Here is a 14,913-nt window from a genome sequence, read left to right on the forward strand (position 1 = left end):
GCCTGTCACAGCTCCACCCCGCCCATATCAGGGCGATCCCTCTCTTCGACGGCATCCGGATTTGCCCCGCTTCGCCGCCGCTTTCGGACGGAGGATCCGTTATGTCCGCATTGGAAAGCCTGCGCCGGCTGACGCCGCAGCAGCGCAATACCGTTATCGCCAGCTATCTCGGCTGGACGCTCGATGCCTTCGATTTCTTCATACTCGTCTTCGTTCTCAAATATATCGCCGCGGAATTCAAAACCGACGTTCCGGCCGTCTCGGTGGCGATCCTGCTGACGCTGGCCATGCGCCCCGTCGGCGCGCTGCTGTTCGGGCTGGCGTCGGACAAATACGGTCGGCGGATCACGCTGATGGTCAACGTGCTGCTCTATTCGATATTCGAATTCCTCACCGGCTTCTCCACCGGGCTCACCATGTTCATTGTGCTGCGCGCGCTCTATGGCATCGCCATGGGCGGCGAGTGGGGTGTTGGCGCGTCGCTGGTGATGGAGACCGTGCCGGAGGAGAGTCGCGGCATCGTCTCCGGCATCCTTCAGGCCGGCTATCCCTCGGGCTATCTCCTGGCCTCGATCGTGTTTTTCCTGCTCTTTCCCATCATCGGTTGGCGCGGTATGTTCTTCGTCGGCGCGGCACCAGCGCTGCTGGTGCTTTACATCCGCCGCAGCGTCGAGGAGAGCCCGGCCTTCCTGAAGCAGCAGGAGCGGGGACGCCGGCCGTTCCTGACGGTGCTGAGAGAAAACATCCCGCTGTTCATCTGGTCGGTGCTGTTGATGACGGCGTTCAATTTCCTCAGCCACGGTACGCAGGATCTCTATCCGACCTTCCTCGAGACACAGCGCAACTACGACAGCTACACCACGGGTGCGATCGCCATCGTCTACAATATCGGCGCGATCTGCGGCGGGCTGTTCTTCGGGGCGCTGTCGCAGCGGATCGGCCGCAAGAAGGCGATCGTTATCGCGGCGCTGATCGCGGTCCCGGTAGCGCCGCTGTGGGTTTATGCGCCGGGTCCGGTGCTGCTCGCGATCGGCGCCTTCCTGATGCAGTTCTTCGTGCAGGGTGCCTGGGGCATCGTGCCTGTTCATCTCAACGAGCTTTCGCCGGATGAAGTCCGCAGCACGTTTCCGGGATTTGCCTACCAGCTCGGTAATCTGCTGGCATCGGGCAATGCCACGATCCAATCCGGCCTCGCGGCCCACTGGAATGGCGATTACGCCTATGCGCTCTTGATCGTCGCCGGCATCGTGGCTGTTGTCGTGGCCGTGCTGGCGGCGTTCGGCTACGAGAAAAAGATGTGCGCTTCGGCTCGGAGGATGCCGGAGAGCCGCACCGCGCCCTGCGCGCGTGAGCGGCAAGGGGCGGTCTCTGACAATCTGGGGCTGCCCCTTGCACCCGTATCGATCGATATGTAGTCTACCGCAGGTAGGCTTTTGTTAACGTTGAGTGGCTAGCGCTTTTCATCGAGGCGGTGTTTGCGCACCGGGCCTCGTCATCATCGTTCGATGGGTGCCGCAGTGAATTTTGCCTTTATGCTTCCGGTCATGATGCTGACCTTCGGCTGCACCTTCCTCGTCGTTTCAAGGTTCGGATCGCGCGAAGCCGGGCTGTGGGCAGCGGGTTTTCTCTCCGCTGCCGTCGCCTTCTCCGTGCCGATGTTTTTCTCCTGGCTGCCGATCCCCGTTCAGGCGCTCAGCGCCGACGCGCTTTTTCTCTGCGCTTTCTATTTCTACAGCGGCGCGCTCCTGAAGCGCTTTAGCCAGCCGTCGCGTGTCACGTTGCGCCTGAGCGTTTGCGTCGTGGCCTATGCGGCACTCGCCTATTCGGTAATCGTGCTCGAAAGCCTGCCTGCCGAGCTCCTCATCAGCGATATCGCCTGCTCGGCCTTGCTGATCTTAGCGATCGGCTCCTCCTTGCGCAGCACGCGCCGGGCGATCGACCGCATTCTGCTCGGCGTGGCCTCGCTGATCGTGCTCGAAGCGATCGTCCGCAATGCCATCCTGCTGGTGATATTCTCGCCTGGGGGCGATTTGGAGAGCTTCGGCGCCTCCACTTACGCGTTCGTCATGCAGGCGGGCGCGTCGGTCATAGCGCTGCTCTTTGCGCTGTCGGCGCTGGCTGCAACGACGCTCGACACGATCGAGCGCTACCGCGATGCCGCCGAGAGCGACTCGCTTACGGGCCTGCTCAACCGGCGCGGCTTCGAGGAAACGGCGAGGCGGCTGAAAGCGCGGGGCGCGCTGAAGGGCGCAATACTCCTGTGCGACATCGACCACTTCAAGCGGATCAACGACACGTTCGGCCACGCCGCCGGCGACAGCGTGATCGCGGGTCTCGCTGAGCTATTGAAGGCGCGGCTGCCTGAGGGCGCCTTTGCCGCGCGTTTCGGCGGCGAGGAGTTCGTGGCGTTCCTGCCGGGCGCGGAGCTCGCCGATGGCGGCAAGGTCGCGAATGCGATCCGGCTTGCCTTCTCGGCGGCCGGACAGCCCGATGTCGCCGGTGTCGGCAAGATCACGGCAAGCTTCGGCGTCGCCTGCGTGGCATCAAGCGACGCGTCGCTGACCGAAACGATCGGCCGAGCGGACGCAGCCCTCTACGCGGCGAAAGATGCCGGACGCAACCGGGTGATGCTGGAAGGCACGCCGGCGCGGGAAGCTCCCGCCATTCATGTCGCGTCTTAGGTTCGCGTTAGCTTTGGTTCGGTGTCGCTTAGCTTCGCCGAGGCACGCGGCGCGATTGCCTCGCGGCCGAGCATGAACAGCGCCAGTGCGAAGAGCGCGACGCCGCCGTGCACCCAATAGGCGAGGCCATATCCGCCCCGGTCGGTCAGCCATCCGGCGACCACGTTGCTCAGCGATGCGCCGATGCCTTGCACGGTCATCACCGCGCCAAGGCCGACGTTGAAGCGGCCGGTGCCGGCGAGAATCCGTTCGGCCGCGATCGGCGTTGCGATCCCGATCAGGCCGGCGCCGACCCCATCGAGAAACTGCACCGGATAGATCGAGCCGAAGCTCGGCACGCTGCCGGCGATCGCGCCACGCAAGGGTAGCGCGCAGAGCGCGATGATGAAGACGGATGCCAGGCCGAAGCGTCTGATGAGGACGGGCGCGAGCAGCGCCATTGCGATCATCGACAGTTGCGACACGCCGGTGACAATCGCCGTGGTGCGAAAGGGTGTGCCGAGCTGGATGGAGAAGTTCTGGGCGATCAGGCGACTCATCGGCGCATTGCCGAAGTGGAAGACCAGCAAGGTCAGCGCGAGCAGCACGAGACCACGCGAGTTCGCCAACACCGAATAGCCGGAGGGGCTGGCTGTTGCGGTCAATCTCTCGTCCGAGTTCTTATCCGTGGTTAGGCCGCGGGCGACATCGTTGTCGATATCATCGGGGCGGATCGCCAGCGTCGCGATGATCGCGGCGAGCGCGGTGACGAGCATCAGGCCGATCACGCCGTTCAGCCCCCAGACTATGGTCGCAGCATAGACGCAGGCGAGCGAGAAGACGTTGCCGGCATGGTTCCAGAATTCGTTGCGGGCGACTTGTTGCGAGAATGCGCTTTCGCCGACGAGGCCGAGCGTCAGTCCCATCAGCGCCGGTCCGATCACCGCGCCGACGATCGCGGTCATCGACTGGCCGCCGAAAACCGAGGCATTTCCGGGGCTGGCAAGCGTCCAGAGTGCTGCTGCCGTGACCAGCGTAACCGGGATGACGATCAGCAGACGCTTGTGCGGCGAGGCATCGACGAGAGCGCCGAACAGCGGCGTGGCGATCAGGCCGAGAACGCCGCCAAGGGTTGCCACGATGCCCAATGTCATCGGGCTCCAGCCGTGGGTCGCCAGGAAGCCATCGAGAAAGGGGCCGAGGCCATCGCGGGCGTCGGCGAGGAAGAAATTCAGAACCGCGAGCGCCACCAGCGAGCGACCGGACAGACCACTGTTCGAAACTGAGTTCACGCCATGTCTCCGCCAAGGGGCCCGTTGACCCGAGATCGCCAGAGACATCATTCGGGCTGCCTGGCTTCCGGTGCTGCCTCAAACGGCCTGTCCGGTGAAATGTTCCGGTTCGCGTGACGTTCTGATGCCTCGCAGACGATATATTTCGCGGAGGCGGTCGGACCTCTTGAAGCCTTTCCGTTCAGCGGTACATGCTGGCGCCAGCTTCAACTCTCGGGAATCACACATGCCCTTTGCCCTCAGCCCCGCGGCCATCTGGCCGATCGTCATGCTGCTTGCCTCCAACGTCTTCATGACATTCGCCTGGTACGGGCATCTCAAGCACAAGGGAACGGCGATTTTCGTCGCCATCATCGTCAGCTGGGCGATCGCCTTCTTCGAATACTGCCTGGCGGTGCCGGCCAATCGTATCGGCTCGGCGGTCTATTCGACGGCGCAGCTGAAGACGATGCAGGAGGTGATCACGCTTCTGGTGTTCTCCGGCTTCTCGGTGTTCTGGCTGGGCGAGAGCCTCACCTGGAACCACGCGATCGGATTTGCGCTGATCGCCGTCGGGGCGTCCTTCATCTTTCGCGGCTGATTGCGATCCCGCCTGATGGGACCGGGTAAGTCCTTGAATTACAAATTGTCCATGTCACGGCTCTGCCTCAATTTCCGACGGTTTTGACCGCAGCCTGTCACCATCCAGGGATATGGAGGTGACAGGTCATGAGTCTTTCCTTTCCGACGATGGCGGCGATCCGCTTCGGTTACGGTTTTCGGCCGGGCGAGGCGGCGGCGCAGAACAAGGACGACCTGTTGAAACAGGTGAACGCGGATGCGCGGGCACCAGTCTCGTTTCCTGTCGGCGGTATCGAGCAACGGCATCAGGTGATCGCCGATCTGCAGGCCAATCTCCGCGATCTCAGGCAAAGCGGCGACGATGACCAGGCGCGTCGCGAGCGGCGCAAGGTGTTGCAAAAGCAGGCGCAGCGGGCTTTCCAGCAGGATGCGAATGCGCGGTTGCTGCAGGCGGTGATGTCGCCGAACGGTTTTCACGAGCGGCTTTCAACCTTCTGGACCAATCATTTCTCCACCAGCGCCAACAAGAGCCTGCCGATGCGGCTGCTCGTGCCGCTTTACGAGGCCGAAGCGATCCGTCCGCGTATCGGCGGGCGCTTCGCCGATCTGTTGCGCAGCGCCACCGAGCATCCGGCGATGCTGATCTATCTCGACCAGGCGGAATCGCTGGGGCCGGATTCCAAGGGCGGCATGCGGCAGAAGAAGGGGCTCAACGAAAACCTCGGACGCGAATTGCTGGAACTGCACACGCTTGGGGCCGGCAGCGGCTATACGCAGGCCGATGTGCGGGCCGCGGCCATGGTTTTGACGGGGCTGACGATCGACCGGCAGGAGATGGACATGGCGTTTCGTCCCAACATCGCCGAGCCCGGTCGTCACGAAGTTCTCGGCGTCAGCTATGGTGGCGACAGGCGGCGGCCGGGTGATTATCTCGCCATGCTCGACGATCTCGCCGCCAATCCGAAGACGGCCGCGCATATCTGTCGCAAGCTGGCGGTGCATTTCGTTGCCGATCAGCCGGATGACGGGATGATCGCCGCGATGACCGGTGCGTGGAAGAAGACCGACGGCGATCTCAGGGCCGTCTACGGCGCCATGCTCGACCATCCCGCCGCCTGGGCGAACGAGGGCGCGAAGGCGCGTCAGCCGTTCGATTTCGTCGTTGCCGGTCTCAGGGCGCTGAATGCGGGCTCTGGCGATGGCACCGTCGTCGCCTTTTTCGAGGATAACCAGCAGGACGATGATGCGCAGACCATGGGAGCGCAGGGGGCCATGGCTCCGGGCGCTCCTGATATGGGCGGCGCGATGATTGGTGGCGACAAGGGCGATATGAAGGGCGCAGACACCGCCGCTGGCGGCGGGCCGTCGATGATCGATCCCGGCGACGAGGACAGGGTGAAGCGCCGCAAGGCGATGCAGACGGCGAGGGCGCTCGGGCAGGGCGCGCTCAGGCGTATGGGGCAACCGATCTGGTTGCCGCCGAGCCCCGCCGGTTTCGAGGAGAGCTTTTCGGCCTGGATCACGGCCAGTCAGCTGGCGGAGCGGCTCGGCTGGGCGCGGCGGGCGACCGCGCAGTTCGGGCAGGGGCTCGATCCCCGTGAATTCCTGAAGGCAACGCTTGGCGATGCCGCGCGCGACGACACGATCCGCGTCGTCAGTCAGGCACCCAACAAGACAACCGGCCTGATGCTTGCGCTTGCGTCTCCCGAGTTCAACCGTCGATAGGAGCTTTGAAATGACCGATTTCACGCTATCGCGCCGCGGCTTCCTTGCTTCCGCCTGCTGCCTCGCGGCGGCCCCGATACTTACTCCCGTCACCTTCGCGTCGATGCCGGGCGACAAGCGCTTCGTTACCATCGTGCTGCGCGGGGCGATGGACGGGCTCGCGCTTGTGCAGCCTTATGGCGATGCCGGCTTTGCCGCGTTCCGGCCGACGCTGGCGCTGACGACGGAGACCGGGCTCATCGATCTCGACGGGCATTTCGGCCTGCATCCTTCGGCAGCCGATCTGATGCCCCTGTGGCGAAGCCGCGAGCTCGCCTTCGTGCATGCGGTGTCGACGCCCTATCGCGACCAGCGCAGCCATTTCGACGGCCAGGACATGCTGGAATCGGGCGGCGAGCATGTCTCGGAGGAAAAGACCGGGTGGCTGAACCGGGCGCTTGCCGTCATCCCGCGATCGGATGCGCGCAAGGCGATCGACGTCAACACCTCCACGGAGCTTATCCTGACTGGGCCCAACAACGTCGATGTCTGGGCGTCGGATTCCAATCTCGGGCCGGCCCGCGACGAGACGCAGTTCCTTCAGCGGCTCTATGCCGGCGACCCTGCTTTCGCGAAGGCCATGGAGGAGGCGACGCGCGCCAACAGCGCATCCATGGTAGCCGAACCCGGCGGGCCGCGCGGACAGAAGGTGGCGGATGTGGCGGCCCTTGCCGGCAACATGCTGAAGGGCGACTACCGGATCGCCAGCTTCTCCATTACCGGCTGGGATACGCATGTCGGCCAGATCGGACAGTTCAAGCGTCCGGTGCAGGATCTGACGGAGGCCATCAGTACGCTGAAATCGACGCTGGGGCCGGATATCTGGTCGAAGACCGTGGTGCTTGCGATGACCGAGTTCGGCCGGACGGTTCGGGAGAATGGGTCCGGAGGCACCGACCATGGCACGGGCGGCTGCGCTGTCCTGGCGGGTGGCGCGATCAATGGCGGTCGCATCCTCGGCCGCTGGCCGGGGCTTGGCGATCAGCAGCTTCTCGATGAGCGCGATCTGGCGCCGACGGCCGATGTGCGCGAGATTGCCGCCGCCATGCTTTATCGGCAGTTCGACGTGACGGTCGATGATCTGACGGCCAAGATATTTCCCGGCGTCACCTTCGACAAGGGATCGCAGTTCCTGCGGGCTTGAGCCGGCTGGCTGGTTTCGCCGGGCTCAGCGCTCGACGAAGGCGCGCAGGCGCTCCAGCGCGTCGTCCCATTGTCGGGAGACGCCGTCGAGATAGGCGCGCATGATGTCGATGCGGTCACGGCGGAAGCTGTAGTGGCTTTCGCGGCCGACCTTGATGCTTTCGACGAGGCCGGCTTTTTCCAATACAGTCAGATGTTTGGTGACCGCCTGGCGCGTCAGCTCAGTGCCGCCGGAGAGGCCGGCGATAGAGGACGGGCGGCCGTCGCTCAGCGCTGTCAGCAGGGACAGGCGTGTGGGGTCGCCGAGAGCCGCGAAAAGTGCGGCGGCGTCTCGGCTGGCCGTGGTGGCGCCAAGGTTCGGCATTTGCTCAGCGTTCGACATGGGCCTTGATGTTCTTGATCTGCTCGGCCCATCCGCCGTCGTTCATGCGGAAGGCCTCGGCGCGGCGGTACTCAGGCACCTTGTCGAAGCCGGATTCGGTGATGGTCAGCCGGGTGCCCTTCGATATCGGCTCCAGCCGGAATTCGACCAGCGTCGGGATCTCGGCGGAATAGTCTCTATCCGGATCGACCGCATAGGGAAGCCAGGTGAAGGAAAACAGCGTTGGTTCCTCGGTGACGGTCCAGCGGAGATGCTCGTAGCCGGGATAGAGGATCTTGCCCGTGGCTTCCTCTCCGGCGACGAAGGGCGCGTCGATCTTGACGCGGAACCATTCGCCGAATTCACGGTAATCGCTGATGGCCTGCCAGACGCGGGCGAGGGGAGCATTGAGTTCAATGGTCTTTTCGATGCGATCGGACATATTGGCAACCTCCTGGTTGCCTTTTTATCGCTCGGTTCGCTGAGAAAGGCAACTGAAAAGTTGCCTTTCTCTTGTTTGGTCTATTCGGCCGGAACGGGCTTGGGCTGGCCATTCTCGTCGAGCGCCACCATGATGAAGGTGCCGGCGGTGACTTTTTCCATCTTGTTGTAGCGGGCCCGGGTCGCCCAGGCCTCGATACAGAGGGTGATCGAGGTGCGGCCGACGCGCTCGATCTCGGTGTAGATGGACAGCGTGTCGCCGATCTTGACGGGCAGGGCGAAGGCCATTTCCTTGACGGCGGCGGTGACGACGCGTGCCTTGGCACGCTCGGCGGCCGAGATGCCCGATGCAAGGTCCATCTGCGCCATGACCCATCCGCCGAAGATGTCACCGGCCGGGTTGGCATCGGCGGGCATCGCCATGGTCCTCAGGGTCAGCGTGCCTTTCGGCTTGGGGTCTTCGGTCATTGGCGCTCCTTTTGAAGGCGAGTTTCTTGCTCAACGCTGGTTTCAGGGTCGATTCCTGCGGACCCTAGCGTATCGGCTGAAAAACCGAAATCGGAGCGTTCCGGCAAAAGTGTCGCGCCCTTGCGACCATACATCTCTTCCTGCTCAGCAATCGCCATTTGATCGCCGTCAGCGAGCAATCCTGCTGATCTCGCTTGAGTTTTCGCCCTCCGGTAGTAATGTCGCGGTAGGACATTGAAAATGGGGGCTTTCGATGCGGCTTTTGGCGATGGGTGTGGCGACCGTGGGCCTTGCGCTGTTTTCCGCTCTTCCATTCATTTCAAGGCAGGCCGTCGCCGCCGATTTCGACAACAGCAGGATCGCGCCGGAGCGCGAGTGGGCGGTCATCGTCAGTCCCTACGTGTGGGCCGCATCGCTGAATGGCAGCGGGTCGCTGGCCGGCTTCGATACGGATGTCGACGTTCCTTTCTCCGATATCTTCGACCATCTCGATTTCGCTCTCATGGGCAATATCGAGATCACCAATGGCCAGTGGGGCGTCTATTTCGACGGCCAGCATGTGAAGACCAGCCAGGACGAGCAGGTGTTCTCACACGAGATCGGGCTCGACATCACCACGACCACCCTGTCGGCTGGCGCCTTCTTCAAGGCCTATGAGGCGGTGCTCGGCGGCGACACGGTGTTCGGCAAGCCGCGAACGCTGTCGATCGAGCCGACGGCCGGTGTGCGCTGGACGAAGCTCGAGGCCGATGTCGAGGCTTTCGGCCTTCGTGCGTCGAAGAGTTCCGACTGGACCGATCCCTTCGTCGGCCTGCGGATGAATGCCGATCTCACCGAACGCTGGAACCTGTTTGCCGAGGCCGATGTCGGCGGTTTCGGCGTGGGGTCGAAGGTGAGCGTCAATGCGCAGGCCTATCTCGGCTATCGCACCATGATGCTCGGTCATCCGACCGTGCTCAGGGCAGGGTACAGGCTTCTCTACCAGGATTACGAAAACGACGATTTCACCGGCGCGAACAAGTTCAAATGGGACGTCAGCCAGCACGGCCCTGCGATCGGGTTTTCCATGCGCTTCTAGCTTCCGCGATCACCGATATTGGAGAAGCCCCGTGTCTTCGAACCGCCGTCCATCCCGTTCATACGCTCGCACGGTCGCGACCGCCGTCATCGCGTCCGCGCTGCTTTTCGCCGATGTCGCCGATGCCTGCACCCGCCTGGTCTATCTCGGCCCCGATGCGAATGTCATCACCGCGCGGTCGATGGACTGGAAGAGCGATATCACAACCAATCTCTATATCCTGCCGCGCGGCACTGAGCGCAGCGGCAAGGCCGGGCCGAACTCCATTCATTGGACCTCGAAATACGGGAGCGTCGTCGCGACCGGCTATGACGTATCCACCACCGATGGGGTGAACGAGGCGGGGTTGAACGCGAACCTCTTGTGGCTGGTCGAATCCGAATATCCGCCCTTCGACAAGTCCAGCAAGCCCGGCCTCACCATCGCAGCATGGGCGCAGTATGTGCTCGATAATTTCGCCACGGTCGATGAGGCCGTGGAGGCGCTCCGCAAGGAGCCTTTCACCGTTGTCACCGACAATGTGCCCGGCGAGAACCGGCTGACGACGCTGCATCTGTCGATGTCCGACGCGACCGGGGATAGCGCCATCGTCGAATATATCGGTGGCAAGCAGGTCATCCATCACGATCGCAAGTACCAAGTGATGACCAATTCGCCGATCTTCGACCAGCAGCTCGCCTTGAACTCCTATTGGAAGCAGATCGGCGGCACCGTCATGCTGCCCGGCACCAACCGGGCGGCCGACCGCTTCGCGCGCGCCTCCTTCTATGTCAACGCGATCCCCAAGGATGAGAGCCCCAACCGGGCGCTCGCAAGCGTCTTCAGCGTCATCCGCAATGTCTCGGTGCCCTATGGTCTCAACACGCCGGAGGAGCCGAACATTTCGTCGACGCGTTGGCGCACCGTGTTCGATCACAAGCGCAAGCTCTACTTCTTCGAGTCGGCGCTGACGCCGAATACTTTCTGGGTCGACCTGAAGGCGATCGACTTTGCCAAGGAGACCGGCAAGGTGAAACGGCTCGACCTCGGCGAGAGCCAGGACCATACCTATTCCGGCAATGCGACGTCGGAATTCAAGGATGCCAAGCCCTTCGTCTTTCTTGGCCTGGGTGAGTAGAAGGCACGCGGCGCAGGGCTTATCTTCGTCTGAGATCGCCGTCAGTCAATGCGGCTAAAGGTTGGGGAGTTGCATGAGGCGTCTGCTCGGTGGTCTTTTTCGCTCTCTGTCGGTGATCGGGCTGACGCTCGCCTTCGCCTTCTTCGCCGCGTCGCTGACGCCGACGCTGATGCCGCGATCCTATATCGTGCAGGGGGCGCTGTCGGGTATTTGCGCGGCGGTCGGCTATCTCATCGGGGTCGCCGCCGTCAGCCTGTGGAAGTATCTCGAACTGCCTTATCGCGGGCCGCTGCTGTCGCAGAGGATAGCCGTGCTGATCTGCGGGTTGATCGTGGCCGTCGTTTTCCTCTGGCAGGCGGCCGGCTGGCAGAACTCGATCCGCGAGCTCTGGCATATGGAGCCGCTCGAAAGCGCCGAGCCGTTCAAGCTTGGGGCGCTCGCCTTCGTCGTCTTTCTCGTCGCCGTGCTGCTCGGTCGCCTGTTCCTGCTGACCTTCCGGTGGACATCGCGGCGGCTCGATCGCTTCGTGCCACGACGCGTTTCCAATGTCATCGGCTTTGCGATTGCGGTTGCAGTCTTCTGGTCGGTGGCCGAAGGGGTGCTGATGCGCGGGGCGCTGCATGCGATCGATTCCTCGATGCAGCGGCTGGATGCGCTAATCGAGGATAACGTGCCGATGCCCGCCGATCCGGCCAAGACGGGAAGCAAGGCGTCGCTGGTAGCCTGGGATGGTCTCGGACGGCAGGGGCGGCACTTCGTGGCGTCGGGGCCGAGCGCTTCCGATATCGGCGGCTTCTGGAAGGGCGAGGCGCGCGAGCCCATTCGCGTCTATGTCGGCCTCAACAATGCCGATACGATCGAGGCGCGCGCCAAGCTTGCTCTCGAGGAGCTGAAGCGGGACGGGGCGTTCGAGCGGTCGATGCTCGTCATCATCGCTCCGACGGGCACCGGCTGGGTCGATCCGGCGGCGATGGATACGCTGGAATATCTGAAACAAGGCGATGTCGCGAGCGTGGCGCTGCAATATTCCTATCTCTCGAGCTGGCTGTCGCTGCTGGTTGAATCGGAATATGGCGCGCAGTCGGCCAAGGCGCTGTTTCGCGAGGTCTACGGTTACTGGACGACATTGCCGCACGACAAGCGGCCGAAGCTCTATCTGCATGGATTGAGCTTAGGCGCGCTGAACTCGCAGCTTTCGGCCGATATCTTCGACGTGATCGCCGATCCGTTCCAGGGTGCTCTGTGGAGCGGTCCGCCTTTCGAGAGCCGTATGTGGAATGCGGTGACGGCGGGGCGCAATCCGCAATCGCCGGCCTGGCTGCCGACCTTCCGCGACGGATCGATGATCCGTTTCACCAACCAGGAGAACCATCTGGACCTTCCGGGTGCTGCGCAATGGGGGCCGATGCGGATCGTCTATCTGCAATATGCAAGCGACGCGGTGACGTTCTTCGATCCGCACTCCTTCTATCGCGAGCCGGCGTGGATGCAGGCGCCGCGCGGGCCGGATGTGTCGCCGAGCCTTCGATGGTTTCCCGTGCTGACGATGTTCCAGCTGCTGTTCGACCTGATGATCGCGACGACGTCGCCGATGGGCTACGGCCATGTCTATGCGCCCGAGCATTATATCGACGCCTGGATCGCCGTTGCCGCATTGACCGTCGACCCGGGCGAGGTGGCGGCGCTCAAGATGCGTTTCGCGCGAGCGGCAGCTCGGGGCGGGAACGATTGAGATTGCGCTCCCGCGATGGCAGTTTGTCCGGTTTCGGCTGTTCATAAGCGGGAATATGATCGTGATTAACCACGTTCATTATGGGTTCGTTTAGGCTCCCGTAGCAGTTTGCCCGGGCGTGGCTGGGAAACCACATCTTTGAGGTTCAAACTGATGACCTATAGCGGGTTGCTTCTTTCCGCCGTCGTTGCCGGCCTGATCACGATCCTTGCGATCGGCAGCCGTCCTGCATCCGAAACCGCGTCCAACTGGCCGCAGATGGAACTGACGAAGACCGATCGCATCGTCACCGGAAGTGTGCCGGCGCGGTAATTCTCTGCGATCCGGCGAAGCCGCTTAGAGCGGCTTTGCCAACACCATCAAGGCTAACTTTGCCTGATCGGGCCCGACTGCAATAAATTACCCATTTGTTTTTGTGGGTGGCGCAAGTAAACGATTAATTTACCGCAACCTAAGAGAGTGGGGTAATAAAGGCGTTACCCGATGAATAGCTCCAGACCCCGTTACGATGTCATTTGCGATCCGCTCGATATGTGGATGGTCTGGGACCATCAGGCGGAGGAGCCCGCATGCTTTGGCGGTCAGGTTCTTAACGGACTGACCGAAGGCCATGCCGTCGAGGTCGCCAAGATCATGAACGAGATCTATGGTGGTGGCCGTCCGGTTCGTCGCGCCGCGATCAACCCGTCCGACGACAAGGAACTTCGTTACGTCGGCTGACACTTTGGTCGTCCGTTGCGTTTCCCAAGGGTGCGCTGTTCGCCCCGCTCTTTCCAGTTTGATGAACACGTCTGCGCATGTCGCCGATCGGTGGTTATCGCGCGCTGATCCCGGATTTTTCGACCCGGAATAGGGCTTTTGTTTCAAACGCTTCCGCAATCGTGATCGGCCGGGCGGGGCTTGTCCGGGCTGGGGGTAAGGTTTCGTTCACCGCTTTTTATTAAATTTGGACCGAAGTTTTTTGGTCACTGCCGATCTTCGGAAGCGATGAGAGTATGGCGTTTGTTTCCATCATGCGGCGTTATGTGCTGCCCGTGCTGTTGTCGACAGCGCTGACGACGTGCTCGACGGATGCGCTCGTTCCGCCCGGCAGCGTGGATAGCGGCACGAAGGTCGGCTCCATTTCGCCGCCACGGCGCCAGGCGCCGGTCAACATGCCCTCCAGCGCCATCGATCAGGCCTATCCCGCCGGCAGCCAGCCCGTCCAGGGTTCCGTCGATTATATGAATACGCCCAATCTTGCCGGTCGCGGGCAGGCGAGCGCAGCGCCTACTATGACCAACGATCAGGCGTCCGCCGGTGCGCGCGGTGCTGCCGGCCAGTTCAGCGGCCAGCCGGCCACTTGGGGCGGGACGCAGACGCTTGCCGTGCCGCCCGAGGGCGTCAACATGGATGCCGAGCTTGGGGCGGAGCCGGTCACGGGGCTCGCGCAGGAAGAGCAGCAGCAGATCGCCGAGGGACAGTCGGATCAGCCTGTCGTCGACGGCATCGGCACAGACAATCCGACGCAGATGAACCGGATGCGCGCGCCACGGCCGGCGAGCCAGGCTGCGATGGGGCAACCGGCAATGCGCCAGCAACAGCAGGTGTGGGGCGACGGCAGCGCCGTCGTGGCGCCGGCGCGCGTGCCCGAAGAGAGCGAGCCGCAGGAAGTGGCGATGCTGCGGCCGAACAACCCGATGGACAGCGAGCCGCAGATGAGCCAGCCGGCACCGGCTGTGCCCGGCGTGATGCCGAGTTCTGAGCTCTCCTGCCGGCGCGAGTTGAAGCGCATGGGCGTGGTCTTCACCGACAAGCCACCGATCTCCAACGGGCCGGCATGCCAGGTGCCTTACCCGATCTCGCTGCAGGGTCTGTCCGGCAATATCGGCGTCCGGCCGGCGGTGACGCTGAACTGCCAGGTGACGCTTGCCTTCGCCAAGTGGGTGAAGAACGAGCTCGCTCCGTCGGCACGGTTTCGCTACTGGTCCGGCATCAAGACGATCCAGCCGCTTGGCGGCTATAGCTGCCGCCGGATGAACAACAGCCGCCAGCGCTACAATCCGATGTCCGAGCATGCTCACGGCAACGCGATCGACGTCGGCAAGTTCGTGTTGAAGAGCGGCCACGAGATCGATGTGCGCAAGAAGGGTCTGTTCTCCTTCCGCGAGGGCAAGCTGCTGAAGGCCGTGCGGACCGATAGCTGCAAGTATTTCAACACGGTACTCGGCCCCGGCAGTAATCCGGAGCACTGGAACCACTTCCATTTCGATCTGCGCGAGCGCAAGAGCGGCAAGGTCTATTGCGACTGACAGCA

15 protein-coding genes and 1 pseudogene are annotated in these 14,913 nt (G+C 62.9%); 11 read left to right on the forward strand and 5 right to left on the reverse strand.

The window, feature by feature from the left end:
• The first annotated feature begins 101 nt into the window (after nt 1–101).
• Nucleotides 102–1,351: pseudogene (locus ACCD05_RS05200) on the forward strand (MFS transporter).
• Nucleotides 1,352–1,517: 166 nt separating this feature from the next.
• Complete coding sequence (locus ACCD05_RS05205) at nt 1,518–2,681, forward strand: diguanylate cyclase (protein WP_413391461.1); 1,164 nt, start codon at nt 1,518–1,520, stop codon at nt 2,679–2,681.
• Here the strand turns inward: ACCD05_RS05205 and ACCD05_RS05210 are convergent.
• Nucleotides 2,678–3,952 (reverse strand): MFS transporter, encoded by a 1,275-nt coding sequence (locus tag ACCD05_RS05210; RefSeq protein WP_413391463.1) that lies wholly within the window; start codon nt 3,950–3,952, stop codon nt 2,678–2,680. The two genes, ACCD05_RS05205 and ACCD05_RS05210, sit on opposite strands and share 4 nt — an antisense overlap.
• A 226-nt stretch (nt 3,953–4,178) precedes the next feature.
• Here ACCD05_RS05210 and ACCD05_RS05215 point away from each other — a divergent pair, with 226 nt between their 5' ends.
• The 3 genes from ACCD05_RS05215 (at nt 4,179) to ACCD05_RS05225 (ending at nt 7,421) form a co-directional block, all read left to right on the forward strand.
• Entirely contained in the window at nt 4,179–4,532 is a 354-nt protein-coding gene (locus ACCD05_RS05215) for a DMT family protein (RefSeq protein ID WP_047512340.1), read from the forward strand.
• 128 nt (nt 4,533–4,660) lie between these two features.
• A complete protein-coding gene (locus tag ACCD05_RS05220) occupies nt 4,661–6,238 on the forward strand; it encodes a DUF1800 domain-containing protein (RefSeq protein WP_413391465.1) in 1,578 nt (525 codons plus the stop codon).
• A 10-nt stretch (nt 6,239–6,248) separates the two neighbouring features.
• Nucleotides 6,249–7,421, forward strand: coding sequence for a DUF1501 domain-containing protein (locus tag ACCD05_RS05225; protein ID WP_413391467.1), 1,173 nt, complete (start codon nt 6,249–6,251; stop codon nt 7,419–7,421).
• Nucleotides 7,422–7,445: 24 nt separating this feature from the next.
• On the opposite strand, the gene ACCD05_RS05230 is transcribed toward ACCD05_RS05225, so the two are convergent.
• From ACCD05_RS05230 to ACCD05_RS05245, 4 genes are all read right to left on the reverse strand, one after another.
• The gene (locus tag ACCD05_RS05230; protein ID WP_413391641.1) at nt 7,446–7,784 is read right to left on the reverse strand and encodes an ArsR/SmtB family transcription factor; all 339 of its coding nucleotides are present in this window, start codon (nt 7,782–7,784) and stop codon (nt 7,446–7,448) included.
• Between the two features lie 4 nt (nt 7,785–7,788).
• On the reverse strand, nt 7,789–8,223 hold the full coding sequence (locus ACCD05_RS05235) for an SRPBCC family protein (RefSeq protein WP_413391469.1): 435 nt from the start codon (nt 8,221–8,223) through the stop codon (nt 7,789–7,791).
• Between the two features lie 80 nt (nt 8,224–8,303).
• On the reverse strand, nt 8,304–8,690 hold the full coding sequence (locus ACCD05_RS05240) for an acyl-CoA thioesterase (protein ID WP_112980509.1): 387 nt from the start codon (nt 8,688–8,690) through the stop codon (nt 8,304–8,306).
• The gene (locus ACCD05_RS05245; protein WP_413391471.1) at nt 8,687–8,848 is read right to left on the reverse strand and encodes a hypothetical protein; all 162 of its coding nucleotides are present in this window, start codon (nt 8,846–8,848) and stop codon (nt 8,687–8,689) included. The genes ACCD05_RS05240 and ACCD05_RS05245 overlap by 4 nt, the downstream gene beginning before the upstream one ends.
• Before the next feature lie 95 nt (nt 8,849–8,943).
• Here ACCD05_RS05245 and ACCD05_RS05250 point away from each other — a divergent pair, with 95 nt between their 5' ends.
• The 6 genes from ACCD05_RS05250 to ACCD05_RS05275 all read left to right on the forward strand — a co-directional run bounded on the left by ACCD05_RS05250 (nt 8,944) and on the right by ACCD05_RS05275 (nt 14,908).
• Nucleotides 8,944–9,768, forward strand: a complete 825-nt coding sequence (locus ACCD05_RS05250; protein ID WP_209233648.1) for a hypothetical protein — start codon at nt 8,944–8,946, stop codon at nt 9,766–9,768.
• A gap of 88 nt (nt 9,769–9,856) precedes the next feature.
• Nucleotides 9,857–10,885: a linear amide C-N hydrolase gene (locus ACCD05_RS05255; RefSeq protein WP_413391643.1), complete on the forward strand. Its 1,029-nt coding sequence runs from the start codon at nt 9,857–9,859 to the stop codon at nt 10,883–10,885.
• 73 nt (nt 10,886–10,958) lie between these two features.
• Nucleotides 10,959–12,617, forward strand: coding sequence for an alpha/beta hydrolase (locus tag ACCD05_RS05260; protein WP_413391473.1), 1,659 nt, complete (start codon nt 10,959–10,961; stop codon nt 12,615–12,617).
• A 138-nt stretch (nt 12,618–12,755) separates the two neighbouring features.
• Nucleotides 12,756–12,929 carry a hypothetical protein gene (locus tag ACCD05_RS05265; protein ID WP_155947803.1) on the forward strand — a complete coding sequence of 58 codons (174 nt, stop codon included), beginning with the start codon at nt 12,756–12,758 and terminating at the stop codon, nt 12,927–12,929.
• A 171-nt stretch (nt 12,930–13,100) separates the two neighbouring features.
• Nucleotides 13,101–13,337, forward strand: coding sequence for a hypothetical protein (locus ACCD05_RS05270; protein ID WP_413391475.1), 237 nt, complete (start codon nt 13,101–13,103; stop codon nt 13,335–13,337).
• A 275-nt stretch (nt 13,338–13,612) separates the two neighbouring features.
• Nucleotides 13,613–14,908 (forward strand): extensin family protein, encoded by a 1,296-nt coding sequence (locus ACCD05_RS05275; RefSeq protein WP_413391477.1) that lies wholly within the window; start codon nt 13,613–13,615, stop codon nt 14,906–14,908.
• Nucleotides 14,909–14,913: the final 5 nt, after the last annotated feature.

The sequence above is a fragment of the Rhizobium sp. Rhizsp42 genome, from assembly GCF_047304155.1.
In the GTDB taxonomy this organism is placed as follows: domain Bacteria; phylum Pseudomonadota; class Alphaproteobacteria; order Rhizobiales; family Rhizobiaceae; genus Rhizobium.

Excerpts from the sequence above, each read along its gene's own strand:
- ACCD05_RS05270 (WP_413391475.1), top strand. The coding sequence starts at position 13,101 with ATGAATAGCTCCAGACCCCGTTACGATGTCATTTGCGATCCGCTCGAT.
- ACCD05_RS05275 (WP_413391477.1), top strand. The coding sequence starts at position 13,613 with ATGGCGTTTGTTTCCATCATGCGGCGTTATGTGCTGCCCGTGCTGTTG.
- ACCD05_RS05215 (WP_047512340.1), top strand. The coding sequence starts at position 4,179 with ATGCCCTTTGCCCTCAGCCCCGCGGCCATCTGGCCGATCGTCATGCTG.
- ACCD05_RS05245 (WP_413391471.1), bottom strand. The coding sequence starts at position 8,848 with ATGGCGATTGCTGAGCAGGAAGAGATGTATGGTCGCAAGGGCGCGACA.
- ACCD05_RS05260 (WP_413391473.1), top strand. The coding sequence starts at position 10,959 with ATGAGGCGTCTGCTCGGTGGTCTTTTTCGCTCTCTGTCGGTGATCGGG.
- ACCD05_RS05240 (WP_112980509.1), bottom strand. The coding sequence starts at position 8,690 with ATGACCGAAGACCCCAAGCCGAAAGGCACGCTGACCCTGAGGACCATG.
- ACCD05_RS05225 (WP_413391467.1), top strand. The coding sequence starts at position 6,249 with ATGACCGATTTCACGCTATCGCGCCGCGGCTTCCTTGCTTCCGCCTGC.
- ACCD05_RS05230 (WP_413391641.1), bottom strand. The coding sequence starts at position 7,784 with ATGCCGAACCTTGGCGCCACCACGGCCAGCCGAGACGCCGCCGCACTT.
- ACCD05_RS05235 (WP_413391469.1), bottom strand. The coding sequence starts at position 8,223 with ATGTCCGATCGCATCGAAAAGACCATTGAACTCAATGCTCCCCTCGCC.
- ACCD05_RS05250 (WP_209233648.1), top strand. The coding sequence starts at position 8,944 with ATGCGGCTTTTGGCGATGGGTGTGGCGACCGTGGGCCTTGCGCTGTTT.
- ACCD05_RS05220 (WP_413391465.1), top strand. The coding sequence starts at position 4,661 with ATGAGTCTTTCCTTTCCGACGATGGCGGCGATCCGCTTCGGTTACGGT.